Source organism: Aeromonas media, assembly GCF_020423125.1.
Classification (GTDB): Bacteria; Pseudomonadota; Gammaproteobacteria; order Enterobacterales; family Aeromonadaceae; genus Aeromonas; species Aeromonas media.
Genome location: NZ_CP075564.1, coordinates 1,042,174 through 1,056,464 on the forward strand (window position 1 = coordinate 1,042,174; position 14,291 = coordinate 1,056,464).

Sequence of the window (14,291 nt, forward strand, 5' to 3'; positions counted from 1 at the left end):
ACAAGGAGCAGTATGATGTCGTGGGCCCTTATCAGGCAGTTTCCTCCGCTAGTCTGGATCGTCATCCTGGGCACCTTCATGGTGCGCACCACCTTCTTCATGGTATGGCCCTTTCTCTCCATCCTGCTTTACCGCGACTACGGTCTGTCGGCGACGCTGATCGGCCTCATTCTGGGGGCCACGGCGGCACTCTCCACCCTGGTCAGCTTCTATGGCGGCTGGCTGTCGGACAAGTGGGGGAGGCGCAACATACTGCTGTTTGGCTGCCTGGTGTCCGCTCTGAGCGTTGCCCTGCTCGGCCTCTCCCATCAGGTGATCTGGCTGGCTCTCGGGGTGATCGGCAGCGGGCTCTCCTACGGGCTCATCGACTCCCCTGGCAAGGCGCTGATGGCCGACAGCCTGGCCGAGCCCAAGGCCCGCGAATTGGCACTGCACCTGCGTTACTTCTTGCTCAACCTGGGGGCTGCCATCGGTCCCCTGCTCGGGGTCAGTTACGGCCTGAGTGCACGGCAGGAGACCTTCCTACTGCTCAGTGTCAGCTATCTGCTGCTCGGCTTCATCTTTTTCGTCGGTTTTCGACTGGCCGCCTGTCAGCCAAGCCATGCCGCCGGCCCGGGCATGCGCGCCGTGCTGCGGGTGCTCTGGCAAGACAGGGGCTTCCTGCTGCTGACGATGGCCAACATGCTGCTGATGCTGGTCTATGCCCAGTTCGAGTCACCGCTCATCCAGTATCTGACCCGGGCGGGGACCCCTGAGGTGGAGCGCCTCATCGGCTGGCTGGTGAGCACCAATGCGCTGACCATAGTGATCCTGCAGTTCCCGCTGCTGCACCTGACCACCAATTGGTCTATCAAGCGCCGACTGCAGCTCGGGGTCGCCTTCTTCCTCAGCGCCCAGCTGCAGTTCGCGCTCGGGGATACCGCCATCTGGTGGCACTGGATAGTGGCGGTGATCCTGCTGAGCATCGGCGAGTGCATCCTGTTCCCGCTGCTCAATGTGCTGGTCGATCAGATGGCGCCGGAGCACCTCAAGGGCAGTTACTTTGGGGCGGCCTCCATGTCCGGGCTCGGGATCGCCATCGGCGCCCTGCTGGGGGGCTGGATCCTGGCCAATTGGGGGGGCAGCTGGCTCTATGGCTGCATGGCGCTGCTCTGCCTGGCGATCCTGATGCTCTATGGCCTGAGTACCCGGACCTCACGCCCGGCGCTGGTCCGGGCCTAGCCCTGATCCCTAGAAGGTCAGCACCTTGTCGGCCGCCAGTGTCCACTGGGCCAGCAGGGGCAGGGTGCCTACCTCTATGCCCTCGATGAGGGGAAGGGCAGTGATGCCCCGCGCGTCCGTGCAGCTCTTGCACAGCCGGATCTGGGTACCCTGTGCCAGCAGGATCTCCAGCATCTGGCGCAGGTTGTAACCCTCAGCGGGGGATTGGCCCGCCAGGGCGGCGCTGACCGCGTCTGACATCAGGAAGAGTTTCAGGTCGATGCCTTCCTGCTCGTTGAGGGCTATCCCCAGGCGCAGGGCATTGAACAGAGATTCGGTGCCATAGGGGGCACCGTTGGCGATGATGACGATCTGTTGCTTCATGGGACTCTCCCTGTTGAAAGGGGCATTGTAGCGTCGCCTACATGGCGGCGGCATGACCCAGTGCAAACTCTGTCGTAGCCCTTTCCCTGTGCCTTGACCTCGGGGTATGAGTCAGGTTTCATAGGCGGCCATCCAGTATGACAGAGCAAAGAGGTCGTTATGTGGAAGATCGCCGGAATAGGATTATTGCTGTTGGCCGGACAGGCCTATGGCAGTGAAAACGTCGGCTGCAAGGCCAGGCATCAGGCAGTGACCGAGCAGTTGAGCTTCGCCCGGGCGCACGATAACGCGCAGCAGGTGGCGGGCCTGGAGCAGGCCCTGCGCAACATCGAGACCCATTGCACAGATGCCGGGCTCCTCGAGGAGCAGCAGCGAAAGGTGGCCAAGCAGAAGCAAGAGGTGGAGGAGCGTCTGGCGGATCTGCAGAGCGCCCGGGTCTCGGGCAAGCCGGACAAGATCGCCAAGAAGCAGGCCAAGCTGGAGGCATCCCAGGCCGAGCTGCTGGAGGCCCAACGCGAGCTTGAGGCGCTGCAGAAGCTGGTCAAACCCTGAGTGGGCGGTAGCGCAATAGAAAAAGCCGAGCATGCCCGGCTTTTTCTATTTCTGGATGACCTGCAGGTCCGGCACTACTGCCTGTGCATCAGCACAAACTTGTCCATCAGCTGCTCTTCGGTCTCCACGTGAGCGGGATCCCAGATGATGCAGTCGATAGGACAGACGCTGATGCAGGTGGGCTTCTCATAGTGGCCGACGCACTCGGTGCAGCGATCCGGATCTATCTCGTAGATCTTGTCCCCCAGGCTGATGGCCTGGTTCGGACACTCGGGATCGCACATGTCACAGTTGATGCACTTGTCGGTGATGAGCAGCGCCATCTCAGGCCGCCGAGTGGGGCTGACGGGTGTCCTGACGATCGCCCAGGTTGCGCAGCAGGATGCCGTAGTTGACGTCGATCTCCTTGGGAACGGGTACATAGACCACGTGGCCGTTGCCCGGCGCGGTATCGATGAGCTCACCCTTGCGGTTCTGCATCTGCTCCAGGTTGAAGCTGACGTTGCCCTGCGGCGTCATCAGCTCCAGGCTGTTGCCCACCAGGAACTTGTTCTTCACTTCCACTTCCACCATGTCGCCCTGGCGACCGGTGATCTCGCCGACGAACTGTTGGGTGTCGGAGACCGAGTAGCCGTAGTCGTAGTTCTGGTACTCGCTGTGGTTGTGACGGCGCAGGAAGCCCTCGGTGTAGCCGCGGTGGGCCAGGTTCTCGAGGGTGCCCATCAGGGTCGGATCGAACGGACGACCGGCGACCGCATCGTCGATGGCCTTGCGATAGACCTGGGCGGTACGGGCGCAGTAGTAGAAGGACTTGGTGCGGCCTTCGATCTTCAGGGAGTGCACACCCATCTTGGTCAGACGCTCCACGTGCTCGACGGCGCGCAGGTCCTTGGAGTTCATGATGTAGGTGCCGTGCTCGTCCTCGAACGCGGTCATGTACTCGCCGGGGCGGTTGGACTCTTCCAGCAACACCAGGGCATCGCTCGGCTTGCCGAGCCCCAGGGTGTTGTCCGGGCGCACGGCGATGGGTTCCTGACGGTGGACGATCTGGCCCACGTCATCTTCCTTGCCCTCGTGCACCTTGTACTCCCAGCGGCAGGAGTTGGTGCAGGTGCCCTGGTTGGGGTCGCGCTTGTTGATGTAGCCGGAGAGCAGGCAGCGACCGGAGTAGGCCATGCACAGCGCCCCGTGGACGAAGACTTCCAGCTCCATCTCCGGCACCTGCATGCGGATCTCTTCGATCTCGTCCAGGGAGAGCTCGCGGGAGAGGATGGCGCGGGTCAGGCCCATCTGATGCCAAAACTTCACCGTGGCCCAGTTGACCGCGTTGGCCTGCACCGAGAGGTGGATGGGCATATCCGGGAAGGCTTCGCGCATCATCATGATGAGACCGGGGTCTGACATGATGAGCGCATCCGGCTTCATGTCCACCACGGGGCGCATGTCGCGGATGAAGGTCTTGAGCTTGGAGTTGTGGGGCTGGATGTTGGCCACCACATAGAACTGCTTGCCCAGCGCATGGGCCTCGTTGATGCCGAGCTGCAGATTCTCGTGATCGAATTCGTTGTTGCGCACCCGCAGGCTGTAGCGCGGCTGGCCCGCATAGACGGCGTCGGCGCCATAGGCATAGGCGTAACGCATATTCTTGAGGGTCCCGGCGGGGGAGAGCAATTCTGGTCTGAACATGTTGGACTCTTTCTGTCTGATTGCAAATCAGGACGGCGCCACCTGATGGCGCCGTATAGGGTCATCGGCATGGTGCGACCGTACTCGACGCACGGCCACCCGATGAGGTACACCCAGAGTACGAGATGACTCGATACTCCTGATAAAAGGGGTGCGAGATTGTACTCGTGACCGCGCCATCATGCAATTTGGGGCTAGGGTGGCGAACCGGATGCATGTTCATTTTGTGGTCAGATTGGTGGTGCTAGGGTAGCAGGCAGCCGATACGGCCGATTGTTGGGGGGAGAATGGCTCTTTTCCGTGAAAAAGCCCCATCTCCAAGTTGAAATTTTGTCCGGCTCAGGAAAGAATGCGCGCTCGGTTATTGGCCTCGGGCGAGCGTGACTCGTGACAAGGGACAGACCGAGGATGAACCGGCTTCAGGCCAACAGGTACAGGAAACCATACAGGAATTTTATGAATCCCCTTCGCATTGCCGCTTCGGCCCTTTTTTGCACTCTGACCCTGGTCAGCCAGCAGGCCGCCGCCGTTGAATACGCGCTGCCCGCCGCCAACAGCCGTCTGATCGGTGAGAACCAGGAATACGTGGTGCCCGCAGACAACCGTCCGCTGGAGCAGATCGCCGCCGACTTCCAGCTGGGCCTGACCAACATCATGGAAGCGAACCCGGGGGTCGACCCCTATCTGCCGACGCCGGGCAGCAAGCTGACCATTCCGCATCAGCTGATCCTGCCGAATGCGCCGCGCGAGGGGATCGTCATCAACGTGGCCGAGATGCGCCTCTACTACTACCCGAAAGGCAAGAACGTGGTACAGGTATTGCCCATCGGCATCGGCCAGCTGGGGGTCAACACCCCGGAGAACTGGATCACCAAGGTGGAGCGCAAGCGCGCCAACCCGACCTGGACCCCGACCGAGAACATCCGTCGCCGCTACGCTGCCCAGGGCAAGACCCTGCCTGCGGTCTGGCCGGCCGGTCCGGACAACCCCATGGGCCTGCACGCCCTCTACATCGGCAACCTCTATGCCATCCACGGTACCAACGCCACCTTCGGCATCGGTCTGCGGGTGAGCAGTGGTTGCGTACGTCTGCGCGCCGATGACATCAAGTATCTGTTCGACAACGTGCCGGTCGGTACCCGCGTCCAGTTCGTCAACCAGCCGGTCAAGACCACGGTCGAGCCGGATGGCGGTCGTTACATGGAAGTGCACGAGCCGCTGTCGCGCACTGAGGAGGAGTTCAACTCCACCGCCTCTGTGCCGCTCCCCATGACCCCGGCCACCACCCGCTTCATCGCCCACATGGACAGCGATTCCAACGTGGTCAAGCAGGTGCTGGAACAGCGTACCGGCATGCCGACTCGCCTCAACCCGGAAGCCTGATCGCCTCTGCGAGGTGTTTGGTAACAATAACGGCGACCCCAGGGTCGCCGTTATTGTTTGTCATGTTGCTCATGTTGCTCAAGCAGCGGGTGGGGCATAGAGGGCCAGCCAGTTGCCTTCGGTATCCTCGATAATCACCCGGGAGCCGTGACCGCTGCCGATGGAGTGCAGGGGTTCGAGCACCCGCCCGCCGAGCCGGGGGACCAACTGCTCCGCTTCCTGCAGCCTGTCACCCAGGGAGAGGTAGATGAGTGGACCGGCGCCACCGGGCTGGTGGTATTTGTCCATGGGGCCGAGACAGGCCGCCGCGTTGCTGCCATCGTAGCGCAGCATGGCAAAGCGCATCTCCTCCTCCTGTATGGGGGTGACCTGCACATCGAGCAGGGCCGAGTAGAAGTCCATGGCGCGATCCAGATCCCGTGTCGGAATGTCGGCCCAGACCAGGGTGTTGTCCATCTTCGTATTCTCCAGCATGTTCCGGCCGATGCGGTCGGTGGCTCTTTGAGGGTAGGAGTGGGCGATGAGGGGCGCCAGAGGTAAAAAAACGGCGCCTGATGGCGCCGCTTCTGGATGGGGAAGGGAAGTGCTTTTCCCGCTTGATACAGTCACTTGCCTGCGATGTTCAGCCCGCCAAAGCGGATCAGCGGCGCGTAGAATCCCTTGCCATCGTTATGATGCAGGGTGTCACCGACCGCTTCCAGCTCCCCGAGCAGGCGGTAGAAGTTGCCCGCGACCGTAATGCCGCGCACCGGCTGGACGCGTACACCGTCCCGGCACAGGAAACCCGAGGCGCCGAAGGAGAAGTCGCCGCTCACCGCATCGGCACCCGAATGAAGACCGTCCAGCTTGACCAGCTCCAGATAGTCACCGCTCTGCACCTCGCCCTCGCTGTGAGGACCTGTGCCAAACACCAGGTGGCGGGCGGTGACATCCAGCGCGCTGCGGGCACTGCGGGCCGCCGAGCCATTGCTCGCTACCCCGAAGTGGCGGGCGGTGGCGCTGTTGTGGAGCAGGGTTTTCAGCTCCCCCTCGCCAATCAGCAGCAGATCCGAAGTGGCTGCCCCCTCGCCATCGAACGCCTTGATGTTCATGCCGCCGGGCATATAGGCCCGGCTCTCCAGAGTGAGCCAGCGTGACGCCACGCTTTGTCCCACCTTGCTGCGCCAGGGGTTGATCCCCTGCTGGGCCCACTTGCCCGACAGCGCCCCCTGGAAGCAGCCAAACAGGCTGGCAAAGCAGTTGGTGCTGAAGAGAACACTGTAGCGACCGCTCGGCACCGCTTCACCGGGCAGCAGGTCATGGGCCACGGCGTAGATCTGTTCGATAAGAGTCTGGCTATCCAGCTCGTCGAAGTGGCGGCCATACTGCCCTTGCGAGTGCATCGACTGGCGGCCATCCCGCTCCACCAGCGCCGAGGTATAGCAACCGACGCTGAATTCACTGTGCTGGCAAAGGCTGCCCAGGCTGTTGGCGAGCCAGAGGCGGCTTTCCCCCTCGAAGAAGCTGTTGTAGGGGGCACCGGTCACATCGGGTTGTGCCAGCATGTCGGATTCGAGGCGCAGGGCCAGGGCTATCTTCTCCTCCACCGCCGTGGTGTCGGGCTGGTGGATCTCGACGCAGTCGGTGGTGATCCGACTGCCGGCAACCGAGATGCGCTGATCCGCGTCTACCTTGGCAAAGCGGCTGGCATCCAGCGCATCCTGCAGCATGGCATCCAGCGCCAGCTCATCGAGGGATTCCGAGTAGGCGATGCCGACCCGGCCCTCCTTGATCAGGCGAATACCGAGCTGCTGGCTGCTGGTGACCTTGTATTCGCTGAGCTCCCCCTTGTCGGCCTTGAGGGAGAAGGCTTTCTCCTGATTGGCGATGATATCTGCCTCGGCGCCCAGATCGGCGACCTTGTCCAGCAGGCGGGTGAGCAGGGTGTTCATATCGAGTGTGCTCATCAGGCGTTCCCTCCCACCAGGATATTGTCAACTTTCAAGGCGGGTTGGCCGACAGACGTGGGCACAGAGCCTGAGACGGAGCCGCACATGCCGGCGGCCAGCGCCAGATTGCTGCCCACCATGGAAATCTCTTTCAGCACCTGCGGGCCGGTACCGATCAGGGTGGCCGACTTGAGCGGTTTGGTGATTTTGCCGTGCTCGATGAGATAGGCCTCCTGCACGTTGAAGTTGAATTCGCCTGTGCCCGGCTGCACCGAACCGCCCCCCATTTTCTTGGCGTAGATGCCGTGCTCGACGGTGGCCAGCATCTCCTCTAGGCTGTGGTTGCCCGGCTCTATGTAGGTGTTGCGCATGCGCGAGGTGGGGGCGAACTTGTAGGACTCGCGCCTTCCCGAGCCGGTGCGGGCATGGCTGGTCTTGATGGCGCCCATTCTGTCCACCAGGAAGCCGGTGAGCACGCCATCCTTGATGAGCTGGGTGTGCTGGGTTGCCATCCCTTCGTCATCGACGTTGATGGAGCCCCAGGCGTTGCTCTGCAAGCCCTCGTCCACGGCGCTGACAGCCGGATTGGCGATAAGCTGGCCCATCTTGTCGTGGAATACCGAGGCCTTCTTGGCGACCGAGGTGGTCTCCAGCAGATGGCCGCAGGCCTCGTGGAAGATGACGCCGCCAAAGCCGCTCTCCATGATGACCGGCAGGGTGCCGCTCGGGCAGGGGGCTGCACCGAGTTTCACCAGCGCCTGCCGAGTGGCGGTGAGGGCCAGCTCGCGCGGATCTATGCGATCGGCATGCTCCCAGCCCATCAGGGCACCGGGCGCCTCATAGCCTACGCTCTGCTCGCTCCCCTCAACGGCGATGGTCTGGGCCATGATGCGGTTGTAGTGGCGGCGATCTGCCACCTGGAGCCCTTCGCTGTTGAAGATCTCCACCTCCTGCTCCCAACCCAGCACATTGCCGGAGAACTGGCTCACCTTGCTGCTCTCGGCGCGGGCCACGGCATCCATGGCGTGCAGGTAGGCGATCTTCTGCTCCAGCTGCTTGTCGGCCGAGAGCGGCAGGGCCACCGGGTTGCGGTCTGTGATGGGGGTGAAATCGAAGGCGGTGGCGGTGACCATGGGGTCACGTCTGTCCTTGGCCGCCAGCAGGCTGACGATGCGCAGCAGCTCCTCGCGGCTGGCCAGATTGGTGTAGCCGTAGAGCACCTTGTGGCCGTAGCACAGGCGCACGCCTATGCCGAAATCGAGGCCACCGCTGATGTTCTCTATCTGGCTGGAGAGCAGGCTGAGCTGGCTGCGGCGCTTTCGCTCCACGAACAGCTCGGCGAAGTCGGCACCCAGCGCCAGGGCGTGATCGAGCACGTCGCGGGCGATGGCGGGGGCCAACAGAGAGAATGAGGTCATAGAATATCCTTTTCTGGTCTGTTTCCTGTTTGCTTCCGACACCCGTTCTGATTGTGTTATGGGGTGTCGATTGCATTGTTGCAGACCAGCACAAAAAAGTCGCTATAGCGTCATACGATGATACCGATTGAGAAAATCGGTGCGATTTATGCGCCCGGCAGCCAGTGTGGCTGGCTGCCGGCAGGGGAAATCAACGTCGCTTTCGAGGAGCGATGAGGGAGCCGAACCGTCGAAGCTTTTTGGTGCCACCAGGTGAGCAGCACTTTCTGGCGGGGTCACAGCAGCTCGTGGATCTCGCTGAGGATCTGATCGACCCACTGCTCGATGCGGGATTCGGTCTGATCGTACTGGTTGGCGTCATCGAGGGCCAGACCGACGAAGTGACGGCCATCGTCGATCAGCGCCTTGGAGGCATCGAACTCGTACCCCTCGTTGGGCCAGTAGCCCACCAGCCTGACCCCCTTGGGCACCAGCTGATCGTGCAACAGACCGAGGGCATCCTGATACCACTCGCCATACCCCAACTGATCGCCCATGCCGAACAGGGCGATGATGCGCCCCTCCAGAGGCACATCCTTGATGTCCTCCCAGCGGGATTCCCAGTCCTCCTGCAGCTCGCCGAAGTCCCAGGTGGAGATGCCGAGGATCAGGATGTCGTACTCCTGCATGCGGGCCAGGGGCACGTCCTTGATGTTGTGGAGATCAACCAGCTCGGGGCCAATGAGGGCACGGATCTTCTCGGCGGCCATCTCGGTGTAGCAGGTGGTGGAGCCGTAAAACAAACCTATCTTCATCGCTCTTCTCTTGATCGCAGTAGGCAAGGGGGGTCGGGCAACCATGGGGTCGGACCGCCCGAGTGAGGGCGCCAGTCTAGCAGATTGCCCCTCGCGCTTCACCGCCTGGTGTGCCTGCCCCTGGTGTATGCGCCGGCCTGGCAGGCTACAATGGGCCACCGTTTGCCCAAGACCGACACCCCATGACCAAGCCTGCCCCTGCCGTGCACAACCATCCCCTGATCGAGCCCTTCCTCGATGCCCTCTGGCTGGAGCGGGGGCTGTCCGACAATACGGTCAGCTCTTATCGCACGGATCTGGAAAAGTTTGCCCTCTGGCTCGACGGCCAGGGCGGCTCCCTGCTGCTGGCGGGGATGGACGACATCCAGCACTATCTCGCCTGGCGGGTGGACAAGCAGTTTGCGGCGAGCAGCACGGCCCGCTTTCTGTCGGCCCTGCGCCGCTTCTATCAGTATCTCAATCGGGAAAAATTGCGCAGCGACGACCCGACCGTGCTGCTGGAGGGGCCCAAGCTGCCCAAGAAGCTACCCTCGGATCTCAGCGAGGCCGAGGTGGATGCGTTGCTCACGGCGCCGCTGGTGGACGATCCGCTGGAGCTGCGGGACAAGGCGATGCTTGAATTGCTCTATGCCACCGGACTGCGGGTTTCCGAACTGGTGGGGCTCACCGCCGAGCATGTCAGCCTGCGCCAGGGGTTGGTGCGGGTGGTGGGCAAGGGCAACAAGGAGCGGCTGGTGCCCATGGGGGAGGAGGCGGTCCACTGGCTGGAGCGCTACTACCGGGAGGCGCGCACCCTGCTGCTGGGGGGCACCAGCTCGGACGTGGTCTTCCCCTCCAAGCAGGCCAGGATGATGACCCGCCAGACCTTCTGGCATCGCATCAAGCTCTATGCCCAGCGGGCGGGGATCAGGGGGGAGCTATCCCCCCACACCCTGCGCCATGCCTTCGCCACCCATCTGCTCAACCACGGCGCCGATCTGCGGGTGGTGCAGATGCTGCTGGGGCACGCGGATCTCTCCACCACCCAGATCTACACCCACGTGGCCAACGAGCGGCTCAAGGCGTTGCACGGCGAGCACCATCCCCGGGCCTGAGTCCGTGAGGTGGTCTCTTTGACCCCGTATCCCCCGCGCCCGGGCAAAGAAAGGGGGCGATGGTTCAACCGTCGCCCCCTGAATAGCCCAGTTTCCTGGCCTGTTTCACAGCATCATCATTCCAGCGTTTGGATGGTGACCTCCACTTCTGCCTTGACCTCGTTGAGCTCGTCGTCCTTCAGGGTAACCACCAGAGGCTCAGGGTTGCTCGCCTGCAGGTCGATGTTGCCGAGCTCGGCGAGGCCGGGTTCGAGCTCCAGCACGAAGGCGCAATCATAGTGGCCGCCTGGCAGTATGGTCCCGCCCGTGGCGCAGAAGGCGAAGGGCCCGAAGCCGCCCTCATGGGTACTCACCCCGGGCTCATCGTAGAGGGTGAAGCTGCCCGGAATCCCGTTCCCATCCGCCACATCGATCCCCTTGAAGGTCAGGGCGGTGACGGTCAGGGTGTCTACTCCGTTGTTGCTGATGCGGACAAAGCCGGCGGCCTTGAGGGCAAAGAGCTTGCTGATGTCGGGTTTTTCATCGGTGAACATCACGGTGGCGTCATCGCTGTCGGTCACGGTCTGATCGTCCTCATCCTTGCCACTGATGGTCGCCGTGTTGGTGTGACTCTCACCAGCATTGCCCTGCAGATCCTTGGAGAGGGTGCAACTGGCCGACTCACCCGGGTTCAGCATGAAGCCGGACAGTGCCACGGCGGGCACGAGTGTGACGCCGTTCTTCTTGCTTACCTGGCACTGGCTGGTCAGATTGCCGAACACGTCATCATCCAGGTCATTGAAGGTGACCTTGTCCACGCCGCCGGCATCGACGGAGAAGGTGAAGGTATAGGCCACCGAGCGTTTCTCGTCGGAGTCACCCGTCTCGAGCACACTGATGGGCACGGCATCCTTTTGCAGCGTGATGGTCGATGCCACGTCATTGATGTTGACGGTGGCACTGTCATCTCCCGTTGCCTCATCCCCCTCGTTGTCCAGGGCCTTGGCGGTCACCTTGTTGGTGTGTACATCGCCAGCGTTGCCACCGACAAACTCGGTGAAGCTGCATTCGAAAGGTGAGCCCTTGAACAGGGCCACGCCGCTGCCCAGATCGCAGGTGCCCTGCCCGTCCAGATCGCCGAACTTGTCGTCCACCAGGCTGGTCAGGGTGAGCGGATCATCGTGATCGCCCGCGGTATTGGTGACCCTGACGGTGTAGGTCACATTGGCCCCCGGCTCCAGCACCTCGTCAACGGAGGGGGTCTTCTCAACCGCGATGGCCGGCGGGAGATTGGTGATCTCGACCATCTTGGCCGCGCTGCAGTTGTTGCCTGCAGACTGGAAGCCGGTCGGGCAGGTGCTGCCGTCGCCGACCGTGCCGCCGTTCTTGTCCTTGAACAGGGCCACTATGTTGTCGACGTACTTCTCGGGACTCTGATCGTTGGGCAGATCGCGATCCTTGATATGCAAGGTGAATTCGCAGCTGTAGGTGGCGCTGGGCAATACCTCCTTCGTCGTCGAGCCTGCAGCGGGTTTCGCACAGGTGCTGCTGAGCAGATAGATGCCGTCTGCCGTTCCGACGCTTTCGGTGGCGCCCCAAAGGTCCACGCTCTTGTCGTAGGAGCCATCTCCACCCACGTCGATCTCATCCTTCAGGCTGGCGATATACAGAGAGGCGGCACTCGAGTTGGTAAAGCTCAGGTTGTAGGTAAACACGCCACCCGGCTCGGGCAGGCTGGTCGGCTCGACCGTCTTGGTGATGGTGGGTGGCTCAGGCCTGATGAACACGTTGATGGCGAAGCTATCGCAGTTGCACTTGGACTTGGTGGCGGGCACGGCGCCTGGAGGCACTGTGCTCTCGCTGCAACTCAGGCTCTTCTGGATGTCCCAGGCCGCGCAATAGGTGAACAGGGCCTTGTTGGGGTCCGTGGGGCTGGGCTGACAGAGCATGGTGATGGGCTGGTTGAGGAGCGTGTACTGGTCGGTACCGTTGGCCTTGGTGATGTCGCCGCAAGTATCCAGGAAGTCCGTGGCTTTCAGTTTCGGCTCCAGATTCACATAGGCGACCTGGCCATTCTCCCCGGCGTCGCTCGCCTTGGGCAGTACCAGGCTGCAGTTCCTTGCCCCTCCTTGTACCACCTGCGGGCTCTGGGACGTTCTCGGCAGGTAGAAGGTGGTGTCATAACGCTCGCTGGCGTTGGTCTTGATGGTCACGTCTGCATTGAAGGTGAACACCTGGCCGTTGGTGCACTCCTGGTTCGGATTAACCGGCACTACTTTGGAGACCTCGATGTCCTTGGCCGTGCAGTTGAGGCTGCCGCCCGCGAGTGAGCCACCCTTGGCAATATAGGCGTCTGCCATACAGGCCTCTTGTTGCAGGCCCGGAAAGATGCCAGCCCAGGCCGGGGTGAGGCTGAGCCCCCCCAGCATGACGATCCCGAAAGGGACCGTCAGGGATTTGAGCAGGCGATTGCGCTGACTTGGTTTCATAGCATTTCCCTCTTCCTGTCTTGTGGTTCTTGGTTCCATGTCACTCGGCTGCGACTGCCTGAACCGAGTGATGTCCCAGGCCCGGACGTGACCACGCAGAGGGCCGATCTCCTGCAAACGAGACTGGGGATCTGGCACAGCTCTGTGGGGTGGGCATCGATAGACAGCACCCCTGCAGCAAGGAACGCACCAAATACATAAGTGTTTGAATAGAAAGAGATTAATGAGTTTTTTCAGCATCGTTCACGAGCGTATGTCCATCAAGTTGTAACGATGACATGGGGTCGTCAGCGGGGGTGAGATGATAGATGCATGATAAATAAAGATTTTTTAATTATTCCCTCTGTTACAGCGATGGAACAGAGGTGTACCGAATGCGGTTCCGTCAGCCGTTGCGATTGCGGGATGTCATGAGAGGCGTGGGCGAGTCGCCAAGGCGGCTCGGGTGACTGCAAGCAGGATGGCGCCCTTTGGACATGGCAGCCGGGAGCCCGGACGTCGGGTTCCCGGCCTCTGTATCAAGGCTGAGACAACCCCATCCCCTTGACTGCCCTGCATCGGCTCCTGTCGAGGGGCTGGCGTGTTGCATGTGCGGTGCCGAGGTGGGAGAAGAGCGGTACAAAGTCAGGATGAATGTGGAGGGGGAGCCAGGGGAGTGCTCTCTGGCTAAAAAGCGAGGGAGGCACAGGCCTCCCTCTTGCTACTGGTTTCTTGCTGGCATGCGCGCTGGCGACGTCCAGGGGACCCGTGCGCTTATTTGCCCTGCTGGGACTTGAGCAGGTCGCGGATCTCGGTCAACAGCTCCTGATCCTTGGTGGGGCCGGCCGGGGTGGCGGCCTCTTCCTGCTTCTTCTTGAGGGTGTTGATGGCTTTGAGCCCCATGAAGATGGCGAAGGAGATGATCAGGAAGTCGATGATGGTCTGGATGAACTTGCCGTAGGCGATGACCACGGCCGGGATGTCGCCTTCGGCAGCCTTCAGGGTGACGGCGAGATCGCTGAAATCCACCCCCCCCAGGATCAGGCCGATGGGCGGCATGATGACGTCGCCCACGAAGGAGGAGACTATCTTGCCGAAGGCGGCACCTATGATGATACCGACCGCCATGTCGATGACATTGCCGCGGGCGGCAAAGGCCTTGAACTCTTGAATCAGACTCATTTTTCCCCCTAAAAATGGACGGCGTGAGGTCGGGCCCCACGTCGAATCTGGATAATAAAACATCAGTAAAACAGAGGGATGACCATGATCTATCCCGTCGTCCTGATTAGCTTGCGGGGCTCAAGCCCGATTGGCAACCTGTATGAATGAGAAATTTTTACATTCGGTGTTATTAACTCATCGATAACTAAGCAGGGCAATGCGATCGGAGAGCAGCTGTGCA

The 14,291-nt window shown here is 61.7% G+C and carries 13 protein-coding genes; 4 read left to right on the forward strand and 9 right to left on the reverse strand.

From position 1 onward, the window contains the following. The first annotated feature begins 15 nt into the window (after nt 1–15). Entirely contained in the window at nt 16–1,221 is a 1,206-nt protein-coding gene (locus KI797_RS04965; protein WP_226173016.1) for an MDR family MFS transporter, read from the forward strand. Between the two features lie 9 nt (nt 1,222–1,230). Here KI797_RS04965 and KI797_RS04970 read toward each other — a convergent pair whose 3' ends face one another. Then, nucleotides 1,231–1,584 (reverse strand): DsrE/DsrF/TusD sulfur relay family protein, encoded by a 354-nt coding sequence (locus KI797_RS04970; RefSeq protein ID WP_161506929.1) that lies wholly within the window; start codon nt 1,582–1,584, stop codon nt 1,231–1,233. 159 nt (nt 1,585–1,743) lie between these two features. On the opposite strand from KI797_RS04970, the gene KI797_RS04975 reads away from it, so the two are divergent. Next, the gene (locus tag KI797_RS04975; RefSeq protein WP_202046523.1) at nt 1,744–2,136 is read left to right on the forward strand and encodes a DUF1090 domain-containing protein; all 393 of its coding nucleotides are present in this window, start codon (nt 1,744–1,746) and stop codon (nt 2,134–2,136) included. A 74-nt stretch (nt 2,137–2,210) separates the two neighbouring features. Here KI797_RS04975 and KI797_RS04980 read toward each other — a convergent pair whose 3' ends face one another. Both KI797_RS04980 and trhP read right to left on the reverse strand, forming a co-directional pair. Then, the gene (locus KI797_RS04980; protein ID WP_025326072.1) at nt 2,211–2,459 is read right to left on the reverse strand and encodes a YfhL family 4Fe-4S dicluster ferredoxin; all 249 of its coding nucleotides are present in this window, start codon (nt 2,457–2,459) and stop codon (nt 2,211–2,213) included. Between the two features lies 1 nt (nt 2,460). Then, complete coding sequence (gene trhP, locus KI797_RS04985; RefSeq protein ID WP_041205198.1) at nt 2,461–3,822, reverse strand: prephenate-dependent tRNA uridine(34) hydroxylase TrhP; 1,362 nt, start codon at nt 3,820–3,822, stop codon at nt 2,461–2,463. Between the two features lie 456 nt (nt 3,823–4,278). Here trhP and KI797_RS04990 point away from each other — a divergent pair, with 456 nt between their 5' ends. Beyond that, nucleotides 4,279–5,205: a L,D-transpeptidase family protein gene (locus KI797_RS04990; RefSeq protein ID WP_005326662.1), complete on the forward strand. Its 927-nt coding sequence runs from the start codon at nt 4,279–4,281 to the stop codon at nt 5,203–5,205. A gap of 78 nt (nt 5,206–5,283) precedes the next feature. Here the strand turns inward: KI797_RS04990 and KI797_RS04995 are convergent, their stop codons facing one another. The 4 genes from KI797_RS04995 to fldB form a co-directional block, all read right to left on the reverse strand. Next, a complete protein-coding gene (locus tag KI797_RS04995; RefSeq protein ID WP_005326664.1) occupies nt 5,284–5,679 on the reverse strand; it encodes a VOC family protein in 396 nt (131 codons plus the stop codon). A 131-nt stretch (nt 5,680–5,810) separates the two neighbouring features. Then, entirely contained in the window at nt 5,811–7,151 is a 1,341-nt protein-coding gene (locus tag KI797_RS05000) for a TldD/PmbA family protein (RefSeq protein ID WP_226171798.1), read from the reverse strand. Then, complete coding sequence (locus KI797_RS05005) at nt 7,151–8,551, reverse strand: TldD/PmbA family protein (protein ID WP_226171799.1); 1,401 nt, start codon at nt 8,549–8,551, stop codon at nt 7,151–7,153. Before KI797_RS05005 ends, KI797_RS05000 begins: the two co-directional genes overlap by 1 nt. A gap of 275 nt (nt 8,552–8,826) precedes the next feature. Then, entirely contained in the window at nt 8,827–9,345 is a 519-nt protein-coding gene (gene fldB, locus KI797_RS05010) for a flavodoxin FldB (RefSeq protein ID WP_005326670.1), read from the reverse strand. A 182-nt stretch (nt 9,346–9,527) separates the two neighbouring features. Here fldB and xerD point away from each other — a divergent pair, with 182 nt between their 5' ends. After that, on the forward strand, nt 9,528–10,439 hold the full coding sequence (gene xerD / locus KI797_RS05015) for a site-specific tyrosine recombinase XerD (protein WP_171268619.1): 912 nt from the start codon (nt 9,528–9,530) through the stop codon (nt 10,437–10,439). A 116-nt stretch (nt 10,440–10,555) separates the two neighbouring features. On the opposite strand, the gene KI797_RS05020 is transcribed toward xerD, so the two are convergent. Together KI797_RS05020 and mscL are read right to left on the reverse strand one after the other, a co-directional pair. Continuing rightward, nucleotides 10,556–12,907 carry a COG1361 family protein gene (locus KI797_RS05020; protein ID WP_226171800.1) on the reverse strand — a complete coding sequence of 784 codons (2,352 nt, stop codon included), beginning with the start codon at nt 12,905–12,907 and terminating at the stop codon, nt 10,556–10,558. Between the two features lie 753 nt (nt 12,908–13,660). Beyond that, complete coding sequence (gene mscL / locus KI797_RS05025; protein ID WP_005329794.1) at nt 13,661–14,068, reverse strand: large-conductance mechanosensitive channel protein MscL; 408 nt, start codon at nt 14,066–14,068, stop codon at nt 13,661–13,663. Nucleotides 14,069–14,291: the final 223 nt, after the last annotated feature.

Excerpts from the sequence above, each read along its gene's own strand:
- KI797_RS04965 (WP_226173016.1), top strand. The coding sequence starts at position 16 with ATGTCGTGGGCCCTTATCAGGCAGTTTCCTCCGCTAGTCTGGATCGTC.
- KI797_RS04970 (WP_161506929.1), bottom strand. The coding sequence starts at position 1,584 with ATGAAGCAACAGATCGTCATCATCGCCAACGGTGCCCCCTATGGCACC.
- KI797_RS04975 (WP_202046523.1), top strand. The coding sequence starts at position 1,744 with ATGTGGAAGATCGCCGGAATAGGATTATTGCTGTTGGCCGGACAGGCC.
- KI797_RS04980 (WP_025326072.1), bottom strand. The coding sequence starts at position 2,459 with ATGGCGCTGCTCATCACCGACAAGTGCATCAACTGTGACATGTGCGAT.
- trhP (WP_041205198.1), bottom strand. The coding sequence starts at position 3,822 with ATGTTCAGACCAGAATTGCTCTCCCCCGCCGGGACCCTCAAGAATATG.
- KI797_RS04990 (WP_005326662.1), top strand. The coding sequence starts at position 4,279 with ATGAATCCCCTTCGCATTGCCGCTTCGGCCCTTTTTTGCACTCTGACC.
- KI797_RS04995 (WP_005326664.1), bottom strand. The coding sequence starts at position 5,679 with ATGCTGGAGAATACGAAGATGGACAACACCCTGGTCTGGGCCGACATT.
- KI797_RS05000 (WP_226171798.1), bottom strand. The coding sequence starts at position 7,151 with ATGAGCACACTCGATATGAACACCCTGCTCACCCGCCTGCTGGACAAG.
- KI797_RS05005 (WP_226171799.1), bottom strand. The coding sequence starts at position 8,551 with ATGACCTCATTCTCTCTGTTGGCCCCCGCCATCGCCCGCGACGTGCTC.
- fldB (WP_005326670.1), bottom strand. The coding sequence starts at position 9,345 with ATGAAGATAGGTTTGTTTTACGGCTCCACCACCTGCTACACCGAGATG.
- xerD (WP_171268619.1), top strand. The coding sequence starts at position 9,528 with ATGACCAAGCCTGCCCCTGCCGTGCACAACCATCCCCTGATCGAGCCC.
- KI797_RS05020 (WP_226171800.1), bottom strand. The coding sequence starts at position 12,907 with ATGAAACCAAGTCAGCGCAATCGCCTGCTCAAATCCCTGACGGTCCCT.
- mscL (WP_005329794.1), bottom strand. The coding sequence starts at position 14,068 with ATGAGTCTGATTCAAGAGTTCAAGGCCTTTGCCGCCCGCGGCAATGTC.